Annotated in this window: 21 protein-coding genes and 2 riboswitches; of the genes, 5 read left to right on the top strand and 16 right to left on the bottom strand. The window is 39.0% G+C overall.

Features of this window, described 5'->3' with window-relative positions; genetic code table 11:
* Positions 1-66: 66 nt before the first annotated feature.
* Positions 67-1,092 (bottom strand): spore photoproduct lyase, encoded by a 1,026-nt coding sequence (gene splB, locus JFU50_RS18990; protein WP_201187945.1) that lies wholly within the window; start codon positions 1,090-1,092, stop codon positions 67-69.
* A gap of 137 nt (positions 1,093-1,229) precedes the next feature.
* Between splB and JFU50_RS18985 the strand changes: the two genes are divergently transcribed.
* On the top strand, positions 1,230-1,415 hold the full coding sequence (locus tag JFU50_RS18985) for a hypothetical protein (RefSeq protein ID WP_201223661.1): 186 nt from the start codon (positions 1,230-1,232) through the stop codon (positions 1,413-1,415).
* Between the two features lie 29 nt (positions 1,416-1,444).
* Here the strand turns inward: JFU50_RS18985 and JFU50_RS18980 are convergent, their stop codons facing one another.
* The 3 genes from JFU50_RS18980 to JFU50_RS18970 form a co-directional block, all read right to left on the bottom strand.
* Positions 1,445-2,695, bottom strand: coding sequence for an MFS transporter (locus tag JFU50_RS18980; RefSeq protein WP_201185785.1), 1,251 nt, complete (start codon positions 2,693-2,695; stop codon positions 1,445-1,447).
* Positions 2,696-2,901: 206 nt separating this feature from the next.
* Positions 2,902-5,472 carry a vitamin B12-dependent ribonucleotide reductase gene (locus tag JFU50_RS18975; protein WP_201223660.1) on the bottom strand — a complete coding sequence of 857 codons (2,571 nt, stop codon included), beginning with the start codon at positions 5,470-5,472 and terminating at the stop codon, positions 2,902-2,904.
* A 389-nt stretch (positions 5,473-5,861) separates the two neighbouring features.
* Entirely contained in the window at positions 5,862-6,698 is an 837-nt protein-coding gene (locus JFU50_RS18970) for a lipoate--protein ligase family protein (RefSeq protein ID WP_201185787.1), read from the bottom strand.
* Between the two features lie 216 nt (positions 6,699-6,914).
* Here JFU50_RS18970 and JFU50_RS18965 point away from each other — a divergent pair, with 216 nt between their 5' ends.
* The gene (locus tag JFU50_RS18965) at positions 6,915-7,298 is read left to right on the top strand and encodes a rhodanese-like domain-containing protein (RefSeq protein ID WP_053346934.1); all 384 of its coding nucleotides are present in this window, start codon (positions 6,915-6,917) and stop codon (positions 7,296-7,298) included.
* A 177-nt stretch (positions 7,299-7,475) separates the two neighbouring features.
* Here the strand turns inward: JFU50_RS18965 and gcvPB are convergent, their stop codons facing one another.
* The 3 genes from gcvPB to gcvT are packed head-to-tail and all read right to left on the bottom strand — an operon-like array spanning position 7,476 to position 11,397.
* Complete coding sequence (gcvPB, locus tag JFU50_RS18960) at positions 7,476-8,933, bottom strand: aminomethyl-transferring glycine dehydrogenase subunit GcvPB (RefSeq protein ID WP_201223658.1); 1,458 nt, start codon at positions 8,931-8,933, stop codon at positions 7,476-7,478.
* Complete coding sequence (gene gcvPA / locus JFU50_RS18955; protein WP_201185789.1) at positions 8,926-10,272, bottom strand: aminomethyl-transferring glycine dehydrogenase subunit GcvPA; 1,347 nt, start codon at positions 10,270-10,272, stop codon at positions 8,926-8,928. Before gcvPA ends, gcvPB begins: the two co-directional genes overlap by 8 nt.
* 18 nt (positions 10,273-10,290) lie before the next feature.
* A complete protein-coding gene (gene gcvT, locus JFU50_RS18950; protein ID WP_201223656.1) occupies positions 10,291-11,397 on the bottom strand; it encodes a glycine cleavage system aminomethyltransferase GcvT in 1,107 nt (368 codons plus the stop codon).
* 153 nt (positions 11,398-11,550) lie between these two features.
* Positions 11,551-11,634: riboswitch (glycine riboswitch) on the bottom strand.
* Between the two features lie 3 nt (positions 11,635-11,637).
* A riboswitch (glycine riboswitch) is annotated at positions 11,638-11,725 on the bottom strand.
* Between the two features lie 370 nt (positions 11,726-12,095).
* Between gcvT and JFU50_RS18945 the strand changes: the two genes are divergently transcribed.
* Together JFU50_RS18945 and JFU50_RS18940 are read left to right on the top strand one after the other, a co-directional pair.
* Positions 12,096-13,784, top strand: coding sequence for a DEAD/DEAH box helicase (locus JFU50_RS18945; RefSeq protein ID WP_190271218.1), 1,689 nt, complete (start codon positions 12,096-12,098; stop codon positions 13,782-13,784).
* Positions 13,762-14,559, top strand: a complete 798-nt coding sequence (locus JFU50_RS18940) for a YqhG family protein (RefSeq protein ID WP_201223654.1) — start codon at positions 13,762-13,764, stop codon at positions 14,557-14,559. Before JFU50_RS18945 ends, JFU50_RS18940 begins: the two co-directional genes overlap by 23 nt.
* A gap of 91 nt (positions 14,560-14,650) precedes the next feature.
* Here the strand turns inward: JFU50_RS18940 and JFU50_RS18935 are convergent, their stop codons facing one another.
* From JFU50_RS18935 to JFU50_RS18895, 9 genes are all read right to left on the bottom strand, one after another.
* The gene (locus JFU50_RS18935) at positions 14,651-14,851 is read right to left on the bottom strand and encodes a YqzE family protein (RefSeq protein WP_053346940.1); all 201 of its coding nucleotides are present in this window, start codon (positions 14,849-14,851) and stop codon (positions 14,651-14,653) included.
* 231 nt (positions 14,852-15,082) lie between these two features.
* Positions 15,083-15,469 (bottom strand): competence type IV pilus minor pilin ComGG, encoded by a 387-nt coding sequence (gene comGG / locus JFU50_RS18930; RefSeq protein ID WP_056526035.1) that lies wholly within the window; start codon positions 15,467-15,469, stop codon positions 15,083-15,085.
* Positions 15,462-15,941, bottom strand: coding sequence for a competence type IV pilus minor pilin ComGF (gene comGF, locus JFU50_RS18925; RefSeq protein WP_116820708.1), 480 nt, complete (start codon positions 15,939-15,941; stop codon positions 15,462-15,464). Before comGF ends, comGG begins: the two co-directional genes overlap by 8 nt.
* Positions 15,889-16,227, bottom strand: coding sequence for a hypothetical protein (locus JFU50_RS18920; protein WP_056526040.1), 339 nt, complete (start codon positions 16,225-16,227; stop codon positions 15,889-15,891). Before JFU50_RS18920 ends, comGF begins: the two co-directional genes overlap by 53 nt.
* Entirely contained in the window at positions 16,214-16,672 is a 459-nt protein-coding gene (gene comGD / locus JFU50_RS18915; protein WP_201250674.1) for a competence type IV pilus minor pilin ComGD, read from the bottom strand. Before comGD ends, JFU50_RS18920 begins: the two co-directional genes overlap by 14 nt.
* Positions 16,665-16,973 carry a competence type IV pilus major pilin ComGC gene (comGC, locus tag JFU50_RS18910; protein ID WP_053346945.1) on the bottom strand — a complete coding sequence of 103 codons (309 nt, stop codon included), beginning with the start codon at positions 16,971-16,973 and terminating at the stop codon, positions 16,665-16,667. The genes comGD and comGC overlap by 8 nt, the downstream gene beginning before the upstream one ends.
* Positions 16,974-17,081: 108 nt before the next feature.
* Positions 17,082-18,140 (bottom strand): competence type IV pilus assembly protein ComGB, encoded by a 1,059-nt coding sequence (gene comGB / locus JFU50_RS18905; protein ID WP_201253722.1) that lies wholly within the window; start codon positions 18,138-18,140, stop codon positions 17,082-17,084.
* Positions 18,100-19,185 carry a competence type IV pilus ATPase ComGA gene (comGA, locus tag JFU50_RS18900; RefSeq protein WP_053346947.1) on the bottom strand — a complete coding sequence of 362 codons (1,086 nt, stop codon included), beginning with the start codon at positions 19,183-19,185 and terminating at the stop codon, positions 18,100-18,102. Before comGA ends, comGB begins: the two co-directional genes overlap by 41 nt.
* A gap of 122 nt (positions 19,186-19,307) precedes the next feature.
* On the bottom strand, positions 19,308-19,670 hold the full coding sequence (locus tag JFU50_RS18895; RefSeq protein WP_201185796.1) for a Spx/MgsR family RNA polymerase-binding regulatory protein: 363 nt from the start codon (positions 19,668-19,670) through the stop codon (positions 19,308-19,310).
* 216 nt (positions 19,671-19,886) lie between these two features.
* Here JFU50_RS18895 and JFU50_RS18890 point away from each other — a divergent pair, with 216 nt between their 5' ends.
* Positions 19,887-20,588, top strand: coding sequence for a helix-turn-helix transcriptional regulator (locus JFU50_RS18890; protein ID WP_201223651.1), 702 nt, complete (start codon positions 19,887-19,889; stop codon positions 20,586-20,588).
* Positions 20,589-20,600: the final 12 nt, after the last annotated feature.

Raw genomic sequence — 20,600 nt, 5'->3', positions numbered from 1 at the left:
CGGTCTTTACATTTTTAAGCAGGATTAGAGCGATTTATGACTGATTTATATAGAAACAACCTTTCATCAGGTAAAATACTGAATTTCCGATTTTGGGAAAAACTTCGCTATATACCCTCGGATAGTTGATTCAAGTTCTGCTGCTTCTTCAGTTTGATACACATATTTCCCAATGCCATAGCGACCCCATTTATATTTCCGTTTCGTTTCATCAAGTTCCAATTTTGTTTTAGGGTAATTTTTTTGAATCACTTTTTTTGCAGGACCAGTAAACCTATGCTGGATTAACTCAAAAGTTAAATCAGGAATATCCACCCCTTCTAATGCCTCACTTAACCGCTCGAATAGTTCAAAGTAGCCTTCCTTCCATGCTTCATGACGATATATTGGTGCAACGATAAAACCTAATGGGTATCCTGCACCTGCTACCTTGCGTGCCGCTTCCATTCTTTCCTCAAAGCTCGAAGTTCCAGGCTCAAAATTCTTGATCACGTAACGTGAATTAATACTAAACCGAAATCTTGTTTTCCCATTATGTTCGGCATCCAATAGATGATCGACATGATGAAATTTAGTTACAAATCGGAGAACACCGTTTTCACTTTTACCAAAATATTCAATGGCCCTTTTTAATGAATGTGTCAAATGGTCAATGCCGACAATATCAGAAGTACATGCCGCCTCGAAGCGGGTAATTTCAGGTTTTCTTTCGTTTATATATTTTTCAGCTGCTTCGAAAATCTCATCAAGATTCACGTATGTCCTAATGTATGGTTTTGTACCTAGCGTCGTCTGTAAATAACAATAGTGACAGTGACCCATACACCCAGTAGCAAGCGGGATAGCATATTCTGCAGATGGCTTAGACGAGTCGAACTTCAACGTTTTCCTGATTCCCACAACCAGCGTCGACTTGGCGACACGATATTTTTGCAAATCATTATCCCCAGGTAAATCTCTAATTTGATTATGTGAAGTGGTTTCACGGATCTCAATATTCATATCCTCAAATTTCTTTTTTAATTCTCGGCCAAGCGGGTATTCCAGTGCTCTTGGCTCAATATATACTAGCTGTGGGATAAATGGTTTCATATACTTCTCCATTCTTTTTCGGATTTGTTCATACTTTTATTCAAACTAGACAATCTAACTTATAAGGATAGTTTTTCTTAATTTAATTATCCTCATGATTGATTCTAATTGGTAAATTCAAGTATGGGAGATGTGATATGACTAAAAAGCAAGACTTCTTGGCAAATGGAATGGGTAAACAAGTAATTACCGTACAAACAGATAATAAATTTCCCAATCCCCGGAATGTCCCTGGAGACTCTGTCGATGAATACTCGGTGTTAAAGGATGGAAACCAATACTTGGCCGAAAAGGAAATTGCCCAACAAAATGAAAATGGCTGACAAATGAATGCAGAAGAGAAGACCGAATCCTAAGACTCGGTCTTCTCTTCTGCATTCATTTTCATTGTATTTTCTTTAAGGAGTTTAAACGCAAGGAAAAGCAAGATTATACCAAATACTCCGGCAATAATATAACTTATATTTAAATAGTTTTTCATTAACACTGACATGAGTGGTGGTCCTGCTGCAACACCAATAAATCGTGCAGAACTATAGAAAGAGGAAATTGTTCCCCGCTGTGTCTTTTCAATATTTTCAGTAATGAGCGCATCCAAAGTTGGAAGCATGGCACCAATCGCGATTCCTAATACACTTGTTATTATAAGCAGCAACACAATTTTTTCCTTCGTATAGCCAACAAAAACTATACTTCCTGACATTAATATTAAGCTAATCAATATAATCCTTCTCATCAACGGTATGCTTCCTTTTATCTTCCTTCCCGCCACATAAGAGGAGATACATAAGAAGAACAAAGGGATCGCCAAGACAAAGCCTTTTTTAATGCCTTTTAAATCATGTAATTTTTCTAGACTTTCCGATAAAAAAAATAGCACTGCAAAAAGAACAAGCATGACAAAAACGCCCAATAGGAATACAACGGAAAGCCACTTTCCTCCCTCCTCAAAGGTTACTTTCGTTTTATTTAAAAATTCTTTGAACTTTATTGGTGCATGATTATTCTTCGGTACTTTTATAAAGAAAAAAACGAGAACAATCGAAATTAAACTAAAAAAGGAAATAGAAAAGAACGGTAAAAACCAAATAAGTGAAGCGAATAAGGATCCTAAAATCGGACTTAACACTTTCCCGAAGGTATTCGATGTTTCAATTATGCCTAAACAGGAACTTGTTTTCTCATCATCAGCTTTATAAAGGTCGCCTACTAACGGCAAGACGATTGGAGTTGCCCCAGCCGCACCAATCCCTTGTAGAACGCGGCCCAAGATAATCCAGGTATACGGATTGTCCATCTTCCAGGAAACAAAACCAGCAATCAAACCACCTATCAAAGCTAAAATCAGGCTGGGTAGGATAACTTTTTTCCTTCCAATGCGATCAGACAAGTAACCTGCTACTGGAATTAGAAAAATGGAAGCGATTGAATAACTGGTGATTATCATACTCGACTGAAAGGATGTTATGTTCACTTTTTCTTCAAAAACCGGCAACACCGGAATAAGCATAGAATTTCCTAGTGTCATGACGAGCGGAATCGAAGCCATGCTTACAATACACCAAGCACTTACCTTCGTATTATCGCATTTCTGATTTTCCATTCATACACCCCATCATAGTTAATACATTGTAGTTTAACCATATATAAAGAAAAGCTTTCACGAAAATGAATAACAATTAATAGTTTACAGACCAATAAAAGGTAACATTTAAAATTTCAAAATATTGAATACACTCTTAGATTTGCAAAAAAAAGCCGTTAAGATCAGCTTTTCAGCTATACCTTAACGACTTTCTTAAATCAAGCTTATAGGCCGCATTTTAATTGTGCGCCACAATTCGTGCATGTATTACATCCGCCCATTTCCTGAACTTCACCTTTACGGCAAACAGGACAGGTGTTACCTACTTCCGACCCAATCGTAACATTCGTCGAACGCAGTTCATTTATCGTATCAACCAATACGACTTTTTTCTTTTCTTCCACATCTGTTAATTCATCCATTTCAAGTTGCTCATCCATTTGATTTTCTTCCGCTTTAAGCGTAAGAACCTGACTGTCACGGCTTCCATCTACATATACCGTACCGCCTTTTGCTCCGCCTTTGTATAGACGTTCATATACTTTTTCTACTTGTTCAACGGTATATCCTTTAGGAGCGTTAACCGTTTTACTAATCGAACTGTCAATCCAGCGTTGAATAATGCATTGAACGTCAGCATGTGCTTCAGGAGCCAATTCCATTGCAGAAATGAACCATTTCGGAAGCTTTTCTGGATCCGCTTTTGGATGACGATCCAAGTATTCCTGTACGATGTCAGCCTTAACCTCAATGAATTTACCAAGACGACCGCTACGGAAATAGGTGAAAGAGAAATATGGTTCAAGACCAGTTGATACCCCAACCATCGTACCTGTACTGCCTGTAGGAGCAACTGTCAATAAATGAGAATTACGGATGCCATGTGCAGCAACACTTTCTCTGATATCTTCTGGCATTTTTTCCATAAACCCGGTTTGAGTGAAACGCGTTCTAAGCTCATTCGTTTCTTCATCAGTTGACCCGATTAGGAACGGGAAACTGCCCTTTTCTTTAGCAAGGTCTACTGAAGTCCTGTAAGCTGTAGTTGCAATCGTTTCAAACACCTTGTCTACCAGGATATTCCCTTCTTCAGATCCGTACTCCGTTTCACAATAGATTAACAAATCATGCAGACCCATAACACCAAGACCAACCCGTCTCTCGCCGAGTGCTTGTTTCTTGTTTTCATCTAAGAAGTAAGGGGTCGCGTCAATGACGTTATCCTGCATACGCACACCCACTTCTACGGTCTGCTTAAGTTTCTCAAAGTTAACTGTTTTGTTATCTTTATCAGCCATTTCTGCTAAATTTACAGCTGCTAGGTTACACACAGAGTATGGAGCCAGTGGCTGTTCACCACATGGGTTCGTTGCTACAACTTGTTGTCCGTATGCTTTTGCATTTGTCATCTCGTTAGCATTATCAATAAAGAAAATACCCGGCTCTGCAGAATAAGTAGCACAAATATTAATTAAGTTCCAAAGCTCTTTAGCTCGGATTTTACGGTAAACACGGACTTTGCGGCCCATTTTTTCCCACTCACGTACATCACCGACATTGTGCCATTCTTCATTATAAATCGCCATTTCTTCAGCATTATAGCTTTCAACATCCGGGAAACGCAATTCATATTCGCCATCTTGTTCGGCAGCTTCCATAAATTCCTTAGTCAAGCAAATCGAGATATTGGCGCCTGTTAGAAAATCGGCATTATGGACACTGTACGTTCCGCCTGTACGAACCTTTTCCTCGGCCTCTCTAATGATTTTCTCGTTAAATCCGCCTAAACCCGGAATCTCTTTATAGTTGATGATACCTTGGTACATAGCCGTTTCCTGTTCGGTATGCGGAGTGAATTTTAATTTATCTGTAGCGTACTTTTTGATGGTTTCATCTTTTGTGTTTTCCACTAAGTAGCGAAGAATCCGTGGATTTTGCATTTTCGAAATAATGAACTCAGCAATATCTGGATGCCAATCCGCAAGCATAATCATTTGTGCACCGCGTCTGCTTCCGCCCTGTTCAACAAGATGGGTCAATTTCGCAATATCATCAAGCCATGAAACTGAACCGGAGGATTTTCCATTTACCCCTTTTGCCAATGTATTTCTTGGACGAAGTGTCGATCCGTTCGTACCTACACCGCCTCCGCGGCTCATGATTTCCATGACTTGCTTTCTATGTTCGGAAATTCCTTCGCGTGAATCCGGAACAAATGGCATTACATAGCAATTAAAATAAGTAACATCCGTGTTAGAACCGGCTCCATATAATACACGTCCTGCTGGGACAAAATTAAGGTTCTTTAATTCTTCATAGAACTTATTGAACCATTCCGTTCTTTTTTCCTCAGTCTTTTCCACTGAAGCCAATCCCGTTGCATTACGTTTTGCAATTTGTTCATAGTATATTTCAAGCGGCTTTTCAATGATATCAAGCGGTCGATTTACAATCCCCGTTGCCACTTCTTCCGGGTTATCTAATGCTCCGCGAAATTCATCATCCACTAATACCTTAGCTTTTTTCGTTTCCCAATCTATTTCAACGATGTAACCAAGACCCCGTGCAGGGAATTTCGGATCTTCCTTAATCGTCAATACTACAAAATCGCCAGTCGAGAGCGTAATTTTTTCAGTATCCTTAAAAGAATAGCGGTCAAGCATAACTAGACGGGACACGCCTTTATGCGTCATTTTCATATCAGCTGTTACAGGATGGACCTGGGGAAATAAAGAAATATCCTTATTCAACCTTTCTAGATCAACCTTTAAAGCTTCTTTTATTACAACCGACATAATTCCCTCTCCTTTATATGTTTCAAGATCCGTTCTTGCTGCAAAAATTTATATGTAGTCTTACATGTCCGTTTCGCTTAACAAGTTACCCTAAATTTATCATAGCGAAACTCAAAAATCAATATATAGTGTCGTAATAAATATTTCGACTACTATATATTGTGTTTGTGTTGATTAACTTTTAATTTTGTCAAACGATAAATCAATTAATATAGTTAGTAAAAGGGAGGAAAATGTCGATTTATAATAATTTTTCATCAGATTTCAATTAATTTGAACCTTGCTTTTTCCCTGTCCTTGTTAGTGCTTATCGTTGCAAGGAAAAGCTTATTTGTTTGCAAAAATCTGAAAAAACATTTTTATTATCTGTTCTAATTATCCTGCTTCTTCTATCTCAAAAAATTCCATTCATCGCTTTCATATTTGCTTTCTGCAATGGCTTTCACTTCCAGCAATTGCTGTTCAGTGAGGACGTATGGCTCTAATTCGATCGAAAGTCCATCGGCAAAACCTTTTTCAAAAGCATCTTTTGCTTCTGGGATGGTAATCTTTCTTCCGGCAATGTCATTTATGGCCACGGCTTTGTTTTTTAAGTTTTTTTGCATTCTCTCTTTAACCCTGTCATTTGAGAATTTAAACACGCTAAAGAGCTTTTCATCATCAAGTTCAAGTAAAATGGCCCCGTGTTGAAGGATGACGCCCTTTTGCCTTGTTTGTGCACTGCCAGCTACCTTACGGCCCTCAACGACCAATTCATACCAGCTTGGCGCATCAAAACAGACGGAAGACTTGGGTGCTTTTAAAGCCGCTTTCTCCTGATCGGTTCGAGGTACAGCAAAATAAGCATCCAATCCAAGATTCCTGAACCCCATTAATATTCCTTCAGAAATAACTCGATATGCCTCAGTAACAGTAGTAGGCATTCCCGGATAGGATTCTGGGACAATTACGCTATAAGTCAATTCATGTTCGTGCAGTACAGCACGTCCTCCTGTTGGTCTGCGAACAAAACCGAGGCCCTGCCTTTTAACTTCTTCTATATCAATTTCAGATTCTGCCTTTTGAAAATAACCAATCGACAATGTAGCTGGGTCCCAACCGTAAAAGCGGATAATCGGTGGTATTTCCCCTTTACTCTGCCAGTTTAAAAGAGCTTCGTCCATCGCCATATTAAAAGCCGGTGAACAATATCCAGAATCTATAAATCCCCATTTTTCTTTTGTCATCCTTACCCCTCATTTCATGTAGACTGTTTAAAAGTAAGTCAGTAATTCCGTCATAAAAAAACTCACATTTAGTAGTTTAACAGACTTTAACACTCTAAAAAAGAAAGTACCATTAAGTCGATAAAGAATTTTACGAAAATATTTTTTGATTATTAGTTAAAGCAATTATATAATAAAGATTGTCTGTATTCGTTAGGTAGAAGGGAGTTTTTATGTTTGGAATTATTATATACACTGCTCATCATCATAGGAGTGGTTATTGCGTATTCACTTTTTAATTGGTACCGCCAGCGTAAAATCGTTAAAACGTTAACACAGGATGAATTTATTGCTAACTACAGAAAAGTACAACTAATCGATGTGCGGGAACCAAATGAATTTGATAATGGTCATATCTTAGGCGCAAGAAACATCCCTATGACTCAAATGAAAACACGCCTGGTCGAAATTAGGCCGGACAAGCCTGTATACTTGTACGCTCAAAGCGAAATCATCAGCGGAAGAGCTGCAGCCATGCTATACAAAAAAGGCTACAAAGAACTGTTTCACCTAAAAGGCGGTTTCAAAATGTGGACCGGTAAAATTAAAGCAAAGAAATAAGAACCCATCTCCGCATGGGCTCTTTTTAATTAAAAAGCTATCATACTAAAAATTGAAATGAAATGCCGTCTTAAAGCTTATTATGTCTTATTGTATATTCATTTCCAGCTGGTCATTCTCTATACATATAATGAATAAAAATCCCCGCTCAGATGGCGGGGATTTTTATTTAGGCTATTAAGCTTGATAACGGAGGACTGGTTTTCTTGCAGCAAGCGTTTCATCCAGCCTTTTAATAACTGTTGTATGTGGCGCTTCCTGTACGATCTCCGGAGTTTCTTCCGCTTCCTTAGCTATCTGAATCATCGCATCAATGAACGCGTCGAGAGTTTCCTTTGACTCCGTTTCAGTCGGTTCTATCATCATTCCTTCTTCCACGTTCAACGGGAAGTAAATAGTAGGTGGATGATAGCCGAAGTCTAGTAATCTTTTGGCAATATCGAGTGTTCGGACGCCCAACTTCTTTTGCCGGCGGCCACTAAGCACAAACTCATGCTTACAATGGCGATTATATGGTAAATCAAAATATGGTTCCAACCTACGCATCATATAATTCGCATTGATGACCGCATTCTCCGTGACAGCCCTAAGACCATCAGGACCCATAGAACGAATGTACGTATAAGCCCTCACATTTATTCCGAAGTTTCCGTAATAAGGTTTAACTCTTCCGATGGATTGCGGGCGATCATAATCCAGCATAAATTGCTCATCTCGTTTGACCACGAGTGGTTTAGGCAAGTAGGGAATCAAATCCGATTTTACTCCGACAGGACCAGATCCCGGGCCACCGCCACCATGTGGACCTGTAAATGTTTTATGGAGATTTAAATGGACCACATCAAAGCCCATATCACCTGGACGGGCTTTAGATAGGACTGCATTAAGATTGGCTCCGTCATAATAAAGCTTCCCACCAGCATCGTGGACAAGTTTTGCCATTTCCAAAATATTCTCTTCAAACAATCCTAATGTATTGGGATTCGTCAGCATTAAAGCCGCTGTATCCGAACCTACCACGCGCTTTAAATCTTCAAGGTCAACTAAGCCATTTTCATCTGATTTTACCGTAATCGTTTCGAGCCCCGCAACAGTGGCGGAAGCTGGATTCGTACCGTGTGCCGAATCAGGAACTATCACTTTCGTCCGTGCTGTATCGCCGTTCGCTTCATGGAAGGCACGAATCATCATTAATCCTGTCCATTCACCATGTGCACCTGCTGCTGGCTGTAAGGTCACTTGATCCATCCCTGTGATTTCTGTTAAATGTTCTTGCAAGTCAAATAATAGTTCCAAGGCTCCCTGTACAGTCGCCGGATCTTGATATGGATGGATATGGGCGAAACCGTTAAAACGCGCCACATTTTCATTTATCTTCGGGTTATACTTCATCGTACAAGAACCGAGTGGATAAAAGCCCGAATCCACCCCGTGATTCCGTTTGGAAAGAGCTGTATAATGACGCATGATATCTAATTCCGATACTTCTGGAAGCTCAGCCTCTTCTTGACGGATGTATTCGGCAGGAAAAATCTCTTCAAGTGAAATTTCTTCAACATCCATTTCCGGTAGACTGTACCCGATTCGACCAGACGTACTGATTTCAAAAATGAGTGATTGATCTTGATTATTCATGTTGATCCCCCAATTCCTGCGCAAGTGCATCAATTTCTTCTTTTGTTCTAAGTTCTGTTACAGCCACAAGCATATGGTCTTTCAGCTGTGGATAAACAGTCCCTAAGTCGAAGCCGCCGATAATTTCTTTTTCAAAAAGACTTTGATTAATTTCTTGGTAAGATGCCGGCAGTTTAATGACAAATTCATTAAACGATGGTCCCTCAAACACCACTTCTATTCCTTTTTCCTTTATAGCTTTTTTCGCATAATAGGCTTTTTGAATATTATTCACTGCCATTTCTTTGACACCCTTTTTCCCAAGTGCGGTCATCGCAACAGAAGCTGCCAAAGCATTTAACGCCTGATTGGAACAAATATTGGATGTGGCCTTGTCACGACGAATGTGTTGCTCACGAGCTTGAAGCGTCAGCACAAATCCCCGTTTACCATCTTCATCCACTGTTTGCCCGACGAGACGGCCTGGCACTTTACGAACAAGTTTGTTCGTGACAGCAAAGTATCCGCAATGCGGTCCGCCAAAAGCTGCTGGAATACCGAATGGCTGAGCATCGCCTGTTACGATATCAGCACCAAGGGCACCTGGAGGGGTCAATGCACCTAGTGCAAGCGGGTTACTCGAAACGATAAACATGGATTTCACATCATGAATGATTTCTTCCATTTCTTTCAACGGTTCAATACGTCCAAAGAAGTTTGGATATTGCACAATGACTCCCGCAATATCGTCTTTCGCCAATTCCTTTAAGGCAGCTAGATCTGTCACACCATCTTTAAATGGAATTTCAATGACTTCCACTCGCTGACCTTTCGCATACGTCTTAACGACTTCTCTTGATTCAGGATGTACTGCCGCTGAAATTAGAATTTTCTTACGTCGTGTATGACCGGATGCAAGCATCGCTGCTTCCGCTAATGCCGTCCCTCCGTCATACATGGAGGAGTTGGCTACATCCATGCCTGTCATTTCACAAATCATCGTTTGATATTCAAAAATGGCCTGAAGCTCCCCCTGTGAAATTTCTGGCTGATAAGGGGTGTAGGCTGTATAAAACTCCGAGCGGGAAAGAACATGATCAACGATGACCGGTGAATAATGGTCATACACGCCCGCACCAAGAAAGGAAGCATAGTTTTTAAGATCAGCATTCTTAGAAGCAAGTTTTGATAATTCTTTCATTAAGGCTGGCTCTGATTTAGCTGGTTTAATGTCATATTCGCCTTGAAAGCGGACACTTTCAGGAATATCGTTGAAAAGGTTCTCAACAGAAGGGACCCCTATTACCTCCAGCATTTGTTGTTTATCCTGCTCTGTCATGGGTAAGTAACGATGTTTCATCTTAATGACCATTCCTCTCTATTTACGTGGTTTTTTATAAAAAGGTGTTTGTATAATAACAGCTTTCAATCGTTTTGAACGAATTTCCACTTCGACTTCAGAATCCATCACCGAAAAGTCTTTATCGATAATTACCAATCCTACATTTTTCTTCAATGTTGGTGATTGAGTGCCAGTCGTAACTTCACCAATGACTTTATCCCCACTGTATACCTTATAGCCATGACGAGGAATGCCGCGGTCAATCATTTCAATTCCGACAAGCTTACGTTGTGCCCCTTTTTCCTTTTGTTCAGTAAGAACGGCTTTCCCGAAAAAGTCGGCTTCCTTATCCACTTTAACCGCAAAACCAATCCCGGCTTCAATTGGGGTAATATCCGGTGAAAGCTCCTGTCCATAAAGCGGAAGTTTAGCTTCAAAGCGGAGTGTGTCACGTGCCCCTAAACCTATCGGCTGTATCCCTTCTTCTTTTCCTGCATCTAGAATAGCTCTCCAAAGGGCCGGGCCATTTTCACTGTTGCTATATATTTCAAAACCATCTTCACCCGTATATCCTGTACGTGAAACCATCGTGGAAAGCCCATTTATCAGGACATTTTCCTTGAATTTAAAAAAGCCAATTTCACTCAAAAGTGTATCATTAGATAGTTTTTGTAATATTTTCTCTGCCAAAGGTCCCTGCAGTGCCAACTGTGTATAATCGCTTGATACATCCGAAAGTTGGACATCCTCTGAACAATTAGCTTGTAGCCAGTTAAAATCTTTTTCTGTATTGGCGGCATTGACCACGAGCAGATAGTCGTCTTCTGCCTTTTTATAAATGATAAGATCGTCAACAGTACCGCCGTTTTCATAACACATAGCCGTATAAATTGCTCCGCCCTGTTTTAGCTTTGATACATCATTGGTCATCATTTTTTGTAAAAAGGCAAGACTCCCTGGGCCCTTCACATCAACCTCACCCATATGGGAAACATCAAATAAGCCAGCTTTTGTACGAACTGCTTCATGTTCGTCCTTGATACCCGAAAATTGGACAGGAAGTTCCCAGCCGCCAAAATCGATCGTTTTTCCTCCGTATTCACGATAAACCTCAAATAGTGGCGTTCTTTTTAAATTGGTCAAAAAATGACCCCCCTTAGATTTTTTAGATTTACTTTGCTCACTTTTCTAAAAGCTTCTTTCCATTTTGTCAGATCTTCTTATACTTCTCAGCCTGATTCATAATGTGGAAAAAAGGGCACAAAAAAGGACAGAGAAAGCCCTAAAGAGCTTTTTCTCTGTCCTGAAACCTGAAAGTTTACCTATATAATAGGTTTTCCCCTTTGGTGGCCGTCCTGCAACGAGCGGCGCTCTCCAGAGTTGCGTCCAATAAGAGTTCTTTTGCCTGAGAGATTCACTGCTAAGTTTGCTCCTTCGGCGCTACATTCGTAGTCTCTCCCCTTATCTTCACCCGCATATAAATGTGTCTCCACCAATTAGGAAAGTAATTAATCCTACTGATAGTTAGTAAAACCTCTGTGCATTTACAAAATGCTTTCTCTACCAACTCTCCTTAAAACTTCAGAACTTAATGAATGATCTCTAGTCTGTTAATCTGGGATAAAGTAAGAGGCGGTTGCCCATACTATGAAAAACATGAACTACATTCATCTTTTAAGCGTTTTGGGAAATTGGAATTTTCTAAATATACTTACATCCTACCTTAAGAAACTTTTCTCTGCAATATCTTTTACAGAGAAATATTTTTCTTACTTCACATATAAAATGTTCGGGTTTCAACCTTAAATAAGAAAATTATGATTTTAGAAGGAGTAGTTTCAATGAAAATTAATATATCCTTCAGTTCTGATTGGAATGACGAGTTTCTACAAAAGATGGAAAATGACGGTCCATGGGGTAATTGGGAGCTTTATAAATTGGCTGTTCAAATGGAAGAAAACCTCATTATTCCTGATTTTGAAGGTTTACAGGCACCCAAGCATCTTCCACAGCTCACCCCGCTTCCCCACCAATTGGAAGCGGCAAAGCAGGTAGTTGAAAAGATGAATGGAAAAGCCATTTTAGCTGATGAAGTAGGTCTCGGAAAAACAATCGAAGCTGGCTTGATTCTAAAAGAATATATGATCCGTGGTCTTGTTAAAAAAGTATTAATTCTTGTCCCCGCTTCACTTGTAAGTCAATGGGCTTTTGAATTGAATACCAAGTTTCATATTCCGGCTGTTGTTCAAAGAAAAAGCTATGTGTGGGAATCATGCGATGTTGTTATATCATCCATTGATACAGCGAAACGAGCTCCCCATCGAGATATCATTTTTAATCAGCAATATGACTTTATCATTATTGATGAGGCTCATAAACTTAAAAATAATAAAACGAAGAACTATGAATTTGTCCAAAATCTGAAAAAGAAATTTTGTTTATTGCTGACAGCTACGCCAATTCAAAATAAAGTCGAAGAAATTTTCCATCTTGTTTCGTTATTGAAACCGGGACACTTGGGAAATGCAACACTCTTTTCTGAGAAATATAAAGGCAAAGGCCGAAATGTTATTGAGGATGAGCACCTAAAGGAACTCGTCAACACTGTTATGATTCGGAACCGACGGGCTGATACTGGAATTGAATGGACAAAAAGGCAGGTGGAAACAATCATCATTGAATTTTCTCCAACTGAACAAGCCTTGTACGACGCTGTTTCCAAATTTAAGCCTATTTCAGATGGATCGAAGGGAAGTTCTTTTTCAGCACTCACCCTCCAAAGAGAAGCATGCAGCAGCAGAGAAGCCGTTTTTTATACATTGAAAAACATGAAAGCCAAATATGAACAGCCTTCCCCTGACTTTTTAGCAAAGCTAGATGAGCTGTTTGAGAAGGTAAATGAAACAGAACAAAACTCCAAGGCTGAAAAAGCTTTAGAACTCATCAAGAAAATTGATGACAAAGTGATTATCTTTACCGAATACAGAGCCACTCAGCTATATTTACAATGGTATTTACAACAGAATGGAATTTCCTCAGTTCCCTTCCGCGGCGGCTTTAAGCGTGGAAAAAAAGACTGGATGAGAGAATTATTCCAAAAGCAGATTCAAGTTTTAATTGCTACCGAAGCCGGTGGGGAAGGAATAAACCTTCAATTTTGCCACCACTTGATTAATTTTGACCTGCCATGGAATCCAATGAGACTTGAACAAAGAATTGGACGGATTCACCGACTTGGCCAGGAAGAAGATGTCATGATATATAACTTTGCAACGAAAAATACAGTTGAAGAACATATTTTGAAATTATTATATGAAAAAATCCATTTGTTTGAAAAAGTAATTGGTGAATTGGATGATATTTTAACGAAGCTGGATATTACCAACATCGAAGAATATTTAATTGACGTGGTCGGCGAGTCCCGAACTGAGGGTGAAATGAAAATCAAGATGGATAATTTTTCATCGATGATTCAATTCGCTCAAACTATGAAGGAAGGTGAGATTCATGCAGCAACAGGAAATTCATGATTTTTTAATAACTTTCTTTGAAGCTAATGATTGTGAAGTACTAGAGAATGCCCCATCCCATATCACTGTTCAACTGACGATTGAAATGGATAAAGAGTTAATGAACCGTCCCTTTTATTGGCATTATCTTGAAAAAACGGGCGGGATTCCAAACCCAGCCCAGATTACTTTCATTACTAATCCTGATCAGGCTCCACCCAATATGAAAGGAGAACGAATTCACTTTGGTTCGCCCCGTCTCCATCAAATTATCGAATCAACAAAAAGGCTGGCTGGATATACTAGACTTTTCGAGGATACACTCCCCTCAAATGGTCGCCATAATCCATTGTTCCCCTGGCTTACACTAAATGTTAAAATATCTTATCAATGTGATCGAAAAAAAGATACCTTTATGTCTGTTGGATTGAATTTAATCTCCGGGGAGATCATGGAAGGATTTCACAATCGTGTTTTACCGGTTAAAGTCACCCCAAAGATACCGGATTACTCCTTCACCCTCTCACCATTAATCATGCCAAAGAGTGGGTTAGCAAGACTTGATACATATATCCGAACCAGCTTCGAGAACGATGACCATTCTTGGGCGGAAGAAGCCATGGAGCGCTGGCAGAATGACTTAAATTTATTGGAGCATTTTTATAAGGATATGGATGAAAAAAGCGAAAGTTATTTCACTGAAAAACAGGCATTACAGGCCCAATATGAGCCAAATATCCTAATATCAATCATCAATGGCGGTTTATTTTACTTATCAGATAGAGCGTTAGGATAAATGGATCTATTTTTCCAGAAATGATTTCTCTACTACAACCGCCTAGCTAGGTTTGCCTGACTAAACAAAAAAAAAACAGATGTCCAAAAGCTTAGGACATCTGTTTTCTTTTTTTGATTTTTTTTCTTACAAACATCGACAAAGCGAAAGGAACAATACCAAACCAGTGGGACACACCAGTATTTTTATCCTCTTTCCGATGACGACGTTTTTCTTTCCGTTCTTTCTTGGTCAAATTAAAATATTCGACAAGCTGCTGTGTAAGATATTTGATATAAGCGTTAGTAGACATACAATATCACCCTAAATAAAGTATGCCCCGCTTATGCTTCTTTTATTCTTTCTAGTTTACCCGAGATGGTTACTATTTGGGCCTGCTTGTTGTATCGATGGTAAGTTCTCCACTTCCATTTAGGGGAAGCCTGACATTAGTCTAATCATTCCGTTCGATACCCCATTCACAGTCAGCCAAAAACGTTTTCATCCTTCCTGAATCCGCACCATCAGGTTGCCTTCATACGTGTTATACGGACTGTTTTTCTATCCATTCTACAACTCTACCTAACTCTTTGTCATATTGAATAATGATTCTACCAACTCGGTTATCTTTAGTCGAGGAAGCAAATTCAATAAAGGCATAACGGGCATCTTGTTTCGTTAATATATAATGGACATCACCATTGGGATATGAGATATCCCCCTGAAGGTTCTTCGGTATATCTTCACCCCATCCAGCTGTTACCTCATTAACGGCTAGATGCACTAAATGATCGGCCACAAGCGTTTCTTCCACTTCTTTATAAAATTTTTTATCGATGACAAATTGATCGATCATTAATATCGTGAACATGATAAAAACACTCGCTACAATCATGACCATCGGGAAAACGACCCCTTTTTGATTATTCATCAACTTTCGTCTCACTTTTAAAGAAAGGATGAAACCTGCGAATAACAGTATTCCCTGCTTTATCCGTTATATTTAACACAATGACGTTACCATCCTTCTCAACCTTAAATTTTGAAATGTTCTGCAGGATGACCTCATGACCTTTTCCATTCACTCGCCTGCGGAGCTTATCTTCATATTGTTCAATAAAAGATAACTGGTCACCTGAAAGTAAATATAATTTATTTTCTATTACATCCTGACTTTTAGCACCCCTGACCTCCTGTTGCATTTGCATCGTAAAGATCTCCCACTCTTTAGGATGCAATTTGTCTTTTGATTCCAACTGTGTGTGAATAATTGAAAAAAGTTGTAAGATGAAAATAGAGGTGGTCATTAATATCATTAAAGAAAAAAGCATTTCAATTATTGTAAAGCCATCATTTTTTCGCAGCATCACAAATGGATTCTGATTTACCCACTTCATTTTCATATCGTACACATCCTTCAATCATACCTGGGAAATCCTTCTGTTCCTTCCATGTTAGTTCATACAATCTTTTCTGATAATGGATTTCCTGGTCGACAGCATTTACCTCCCCATCCATGAAGGCAGTCAATCTTTCATATAACAAATAGTGGGCTTCTGTCCTTAAGACAACATTTTTCCGATTGGTCATTATCTCCTCAAGTATCGGCAGAATCGAAATGACCAAGACTATACAAATCGAAAAAGCGGCTATCATTTCTAAGTAGACGTAACCTCTACTGTTTCTCAATCCTAAACCTCCCTTTACCGATATTAAGGATTAACTTGTACTTCCCTTTTGTCGTATCAATCATCATCGTCCCTGCTTTTGAAGCATTTCCATACTGATTAAAATGAAACGTAAGTCCTAATGTTCCACTTAAGAACTGTATATCCTTTGGTATGCTTCTCTCAAGCACAACCCCCTCCTTATAGGATGTTACCGTGTAAATCCTATTCGTATTATCCATATGAAGGTAAATCAGACTTTCATGGCTGATGGCATACTGCTGCGCATAGAAAATGTCCTCTTTCAATTGAGAAATGAAAATCTTATTTTCCATTCCTTTAATAAAGCTTGGATATAAATTTAGACCGATGCCACTTAGCAGTACAAAAATAACGAGGACGATGAGGGTTTCTGACAGGGTATAACCTCCACAGGAAGGCCGCACAATCAATTTGCTGCTATTCAATTACCGTAACCTTTCCCTTGTTATCCAGACTAATACCATCCCCATTCGGACATGATTTTTGTTTAAGATACCCTTGACTTTCCATTTCATCAATACTAGCAGGAAGTTTGCCATTATCTATTTCATAGGCTTGCACCTGTGCTTGAGCCATCTTAACAAACGCTTCACAACCTTTAGAGTGAATCGTCGATTGATGCTTTGTTATATTTGGGATTGTAATAATCAATAGAATGGAAATTACGAGTAAAACAATAAGCATTTCAATTAATGTAAAACCTCTTTCATTCAACACTTTCTTCATATCATTCTGCTTCTAAATAAATGAAAATAGATTAGAAATTTCACACACCTATCCTATTCCCAAAATTATTTCAGCGCAGATTCACCTCCAGAATTTATTAAGAATATTCTATATCCCCTCGAGCAGAGAAAACATTGGCAGTAAGACCGCTAAATAAATGGAAACAATCAGCAGACCAATCAATGAAAACATAAGAGGCTGAATGATTTTCAAAATTGAATTCATTCTTTCTTCAATTTTCTCTAGCAAAAAACGACTGTAATGAAGTAACTCTGAATCAAGCCTGCCGTACTTTTGACCATTTGCGGCTATTAATGGTAAATTTCTATCAAAGTAAGGCAGCTCCTGAAAAATCATTTCTAGCGATCTGCCTTCAATTAAATCATCTTTAATAATTGAGCAAAGTTTCTGGTAAAAAGGCTGCTGCTGATTTATGGAGAATAATTTGATGCTTTCGTTAATGGAAAGCCCTCCAAAGAGTAAGCCACTGAATTGGCTTGCAAAAAAATACGTTTCATATAACTTAATGAATGTGCCTGCGAGAGGAATGTTTAATAATATTCTTCGCTGCCTTAAGGGGCATAACTTGTTAAACCAAAATTGTTTGAGTAAAAAAAAGAAAAGGAGCAATGCGAGCAAGATGAAGGGGATGACAGGGAGGATAACTGAAGAGGCTACCAGTAATTTCAGGATGATATTCTGTTCAACATCCATCGTAATAAAGATTGTCTGGAATTTTGGAAGGAGGACACTCTGCAGGATATAAAACACGATGTTCACAAAAAAGAATAAGAAAATTGGATACACCATCAACTTTTTCACTTTATCCAAATCTTCCGTCCTCTTCTTCCAGTATCTACCTCCTTCTATCAACGCCCTATTGAGGTCGCCGCATTGTTCTCCATAAAATATATAACTTACAAGTTGTGGATGAAAATTAAGATGGGTTAACACTTGATGCAGCGGATGCCCGTTCCTTAAATCCTGAATAGCCTGAGTAAAATCCTCAGCTTTCTTCTTTGATTCCTGAAACTCCAGAAAATGTATCGCCTCGGCTAAGGGATAGCCATGACTTAATAATTCCCCCAGCTTCGAGATAAAGACCGCTTGTTCTTTTATCCTCCATTTACTTTTTGCCTTCATCGTATACCAGCCGTTCAAATTCATGTGAATCCACATAGCCCATTGCCACCGCTTTTCCTATCTCATCCTTTAATTGGCGGTAGGAGACCGTCCCCTTCCCTTTTTCCTCTTTCGTCATCTTCAATACTTCTGCCAAGCTTTTTCCATATAGCAGTTCATACACACTTGCCCTTTTATTACGAGCAATCATTTGGCAAGCAGATGTACAAACCTCTTTACATTGCAGACATGTTAGTTCAACTAGCCGCTGAGCGGTCACACCAATCAAGCTCTGTTCTATCTCAAGCAAGCTGATTCCAAATTCGAGCAACCTAGAGATAGCTCCTTGTGCATCCCTTGTATGCATGGTCGTGAGGATTAAATGACCCGTTAATGCAGCACGAACTGCAATTTTTGCTGTTTCAGAATCCCTGATTTCCCCGACCATAATCACGTCAGGATCATGCCTAAGCACAGCTTTTAGACCAACAGAGTACGTAATACCTGCCTTTTCATTAATTTGAACTTGTAGGACCTTTTCTGACACATTTTCAATGGGATCTTCAAGGGTAATGATGTTCCGGTTGATCATCTCTTTTGAATGATGAAGCAAGGAGTATAATGTCGTGGTTTTCCCACTACCAGTCGGACCGGTAAATATGAGCATGCCATGGGAATGTTTCAGAAGGGCAACCAGTTTTTGAACGGTGTTTGGAAATAGGGATAATTGTTCTAAAGGAAGGATATTCTGCTGGGGAATCAAGCGGATGACCAAACTTTCGAGATGTGCAGTTGGTAATGTGGAAAGGCGAAGTCCAACCACTTTTTTTGATAAATTGACGGTAATTGAACCACTCTGAGGTCTTCTTTTCTCACCTATATCCATAGCGGCAAGGAACTTTAAATGGGAGATCAGTCGTTCCGTTTCAAAGAATGACAATGTTTCCTGAGGAACGAGTTTGTTGTCAATCCTGAATTGAATTAGAGGGCCCTCTCTGCGTGGTAAAACGTGAATATCCGATGCCGATAATTGAATGGCACGGGAAAGGATTTTTTCTGCTTTCTTTTCAATCGATATCAAATCTTTCATCACCTCCTAAGTATCTTGTAGTAGTGTTTCGACATTGCACGACAAATTCCTCCTTATAAAATAAAAAAATCCCCGAAAAAAGATTCGAGAATAAACCATATGCTCATTTTCAAATTTTGCTTTTATGAAACCAAATTTCTTAACGCATCTTCATTATGTCCAACCACAAGCTTTTCTCCATAAATGAGGATGGGTCTTCTTAATAATTTAGGTTCTTTTGTTAATAATTGGATGACATCAGAAAGTAGCATTTCGTCAATATTAACGTGTAAGCATTTATAGGCTTCACTCCTTGTTGCTAAAACCTCATCAAGTCCTTCCGTTGTCAATTCAAGGATTCTTTTTAACTCTCCTTCTGTTGGAGTTTCTTTGAATAAATGACGTTCATCAAAGGATACTTGATTGGTTTTTAACCATTTTTTTGTTTTTCGGCAAGATGTACAGCTTGGGTATGAAAAGAAAGTTAACCGTTTTAACCGTCCCATTCTTAACACTCTCCGTTCACATTTTGTTTTTTAAAGATTCTATAAAACAATTGTATAACATTTGTTTAAGTTTTGTATATTAATTTGTACTATATCTCTGTTTGAAATGTGAACTTTTTCTTAACTTAAGGGAGATTGCTGTTTCTGTTATTCCATTTTTTTCTGCCTGTATTATAATGGAATATAGTTAAACTATTGGAACAGCAGGAGGGTATAATGGAACAAACGTTAAGAATTACAAACGTGTTAGCAGATCCCACCCGATATTATATATATCAATATATCGTTAACAACCATCAAGATGTATCTGTACAGCAAATTGCCGATTCTTTTAAAATTCATCCAAATGTAGCACGACTACATTTATCTAAACTTGAAGATGTGGACATGCTTACCTCGGATGCACGTAAGACAGGGAAAGGGGGACGCCCTAGCAGGCTTTATCGATTATCCGATAAAGTCATTCAACTTCATTTTCCATACAGGGACTATCAGCTTCTTTCAAGAATTGCCATTAAGACGATGATGTCATTAGGAGAACAAGGAAAAAAGGCTCTTTATGAAACAGGGAAGGTATTTGGCGAGGAATTAATGAATCAGCAGCTAACCCTAAGCTCAACGTCGATTGACGATCTGACTTTTGATGAAAAAGTCAGCATGCTTAAAAATGCAGCTACCATTGCTGGGTTCTCGCCTGAAATACAGGCAAGCGAAGAAGAAAACAGCATTCTCTTTCGAATCTTCAATTGTCCTTTTAAAGAAGTTACCAATGTCGAGCCTAGTACGATCTGTGCAATGCACAACTCATTCTTAAAAGGTATGTTTGAAGCATTGTTTGACAATGTCAAGATTGTGGAATTAGGAAATATGCTGGGAAATTGTGTAGCATGTTCTTATCAGGCTTCGGTTCTCGCATAGAAACAAAAGGCA

The organism is Peribacillus sp. TH14 (genome assembly GCF_016651145.1).
In the GTDB taxonomy this organism is placed as follows: domain Bacteria; phylum Bacillota; class Bacilli; order Bacillales; family DSM-1321; genus Peribacillus; species Peribacillus butanolivorans.
This window is presented reverse-complemented; position numbering and strand designations above follow the sequence as displayed.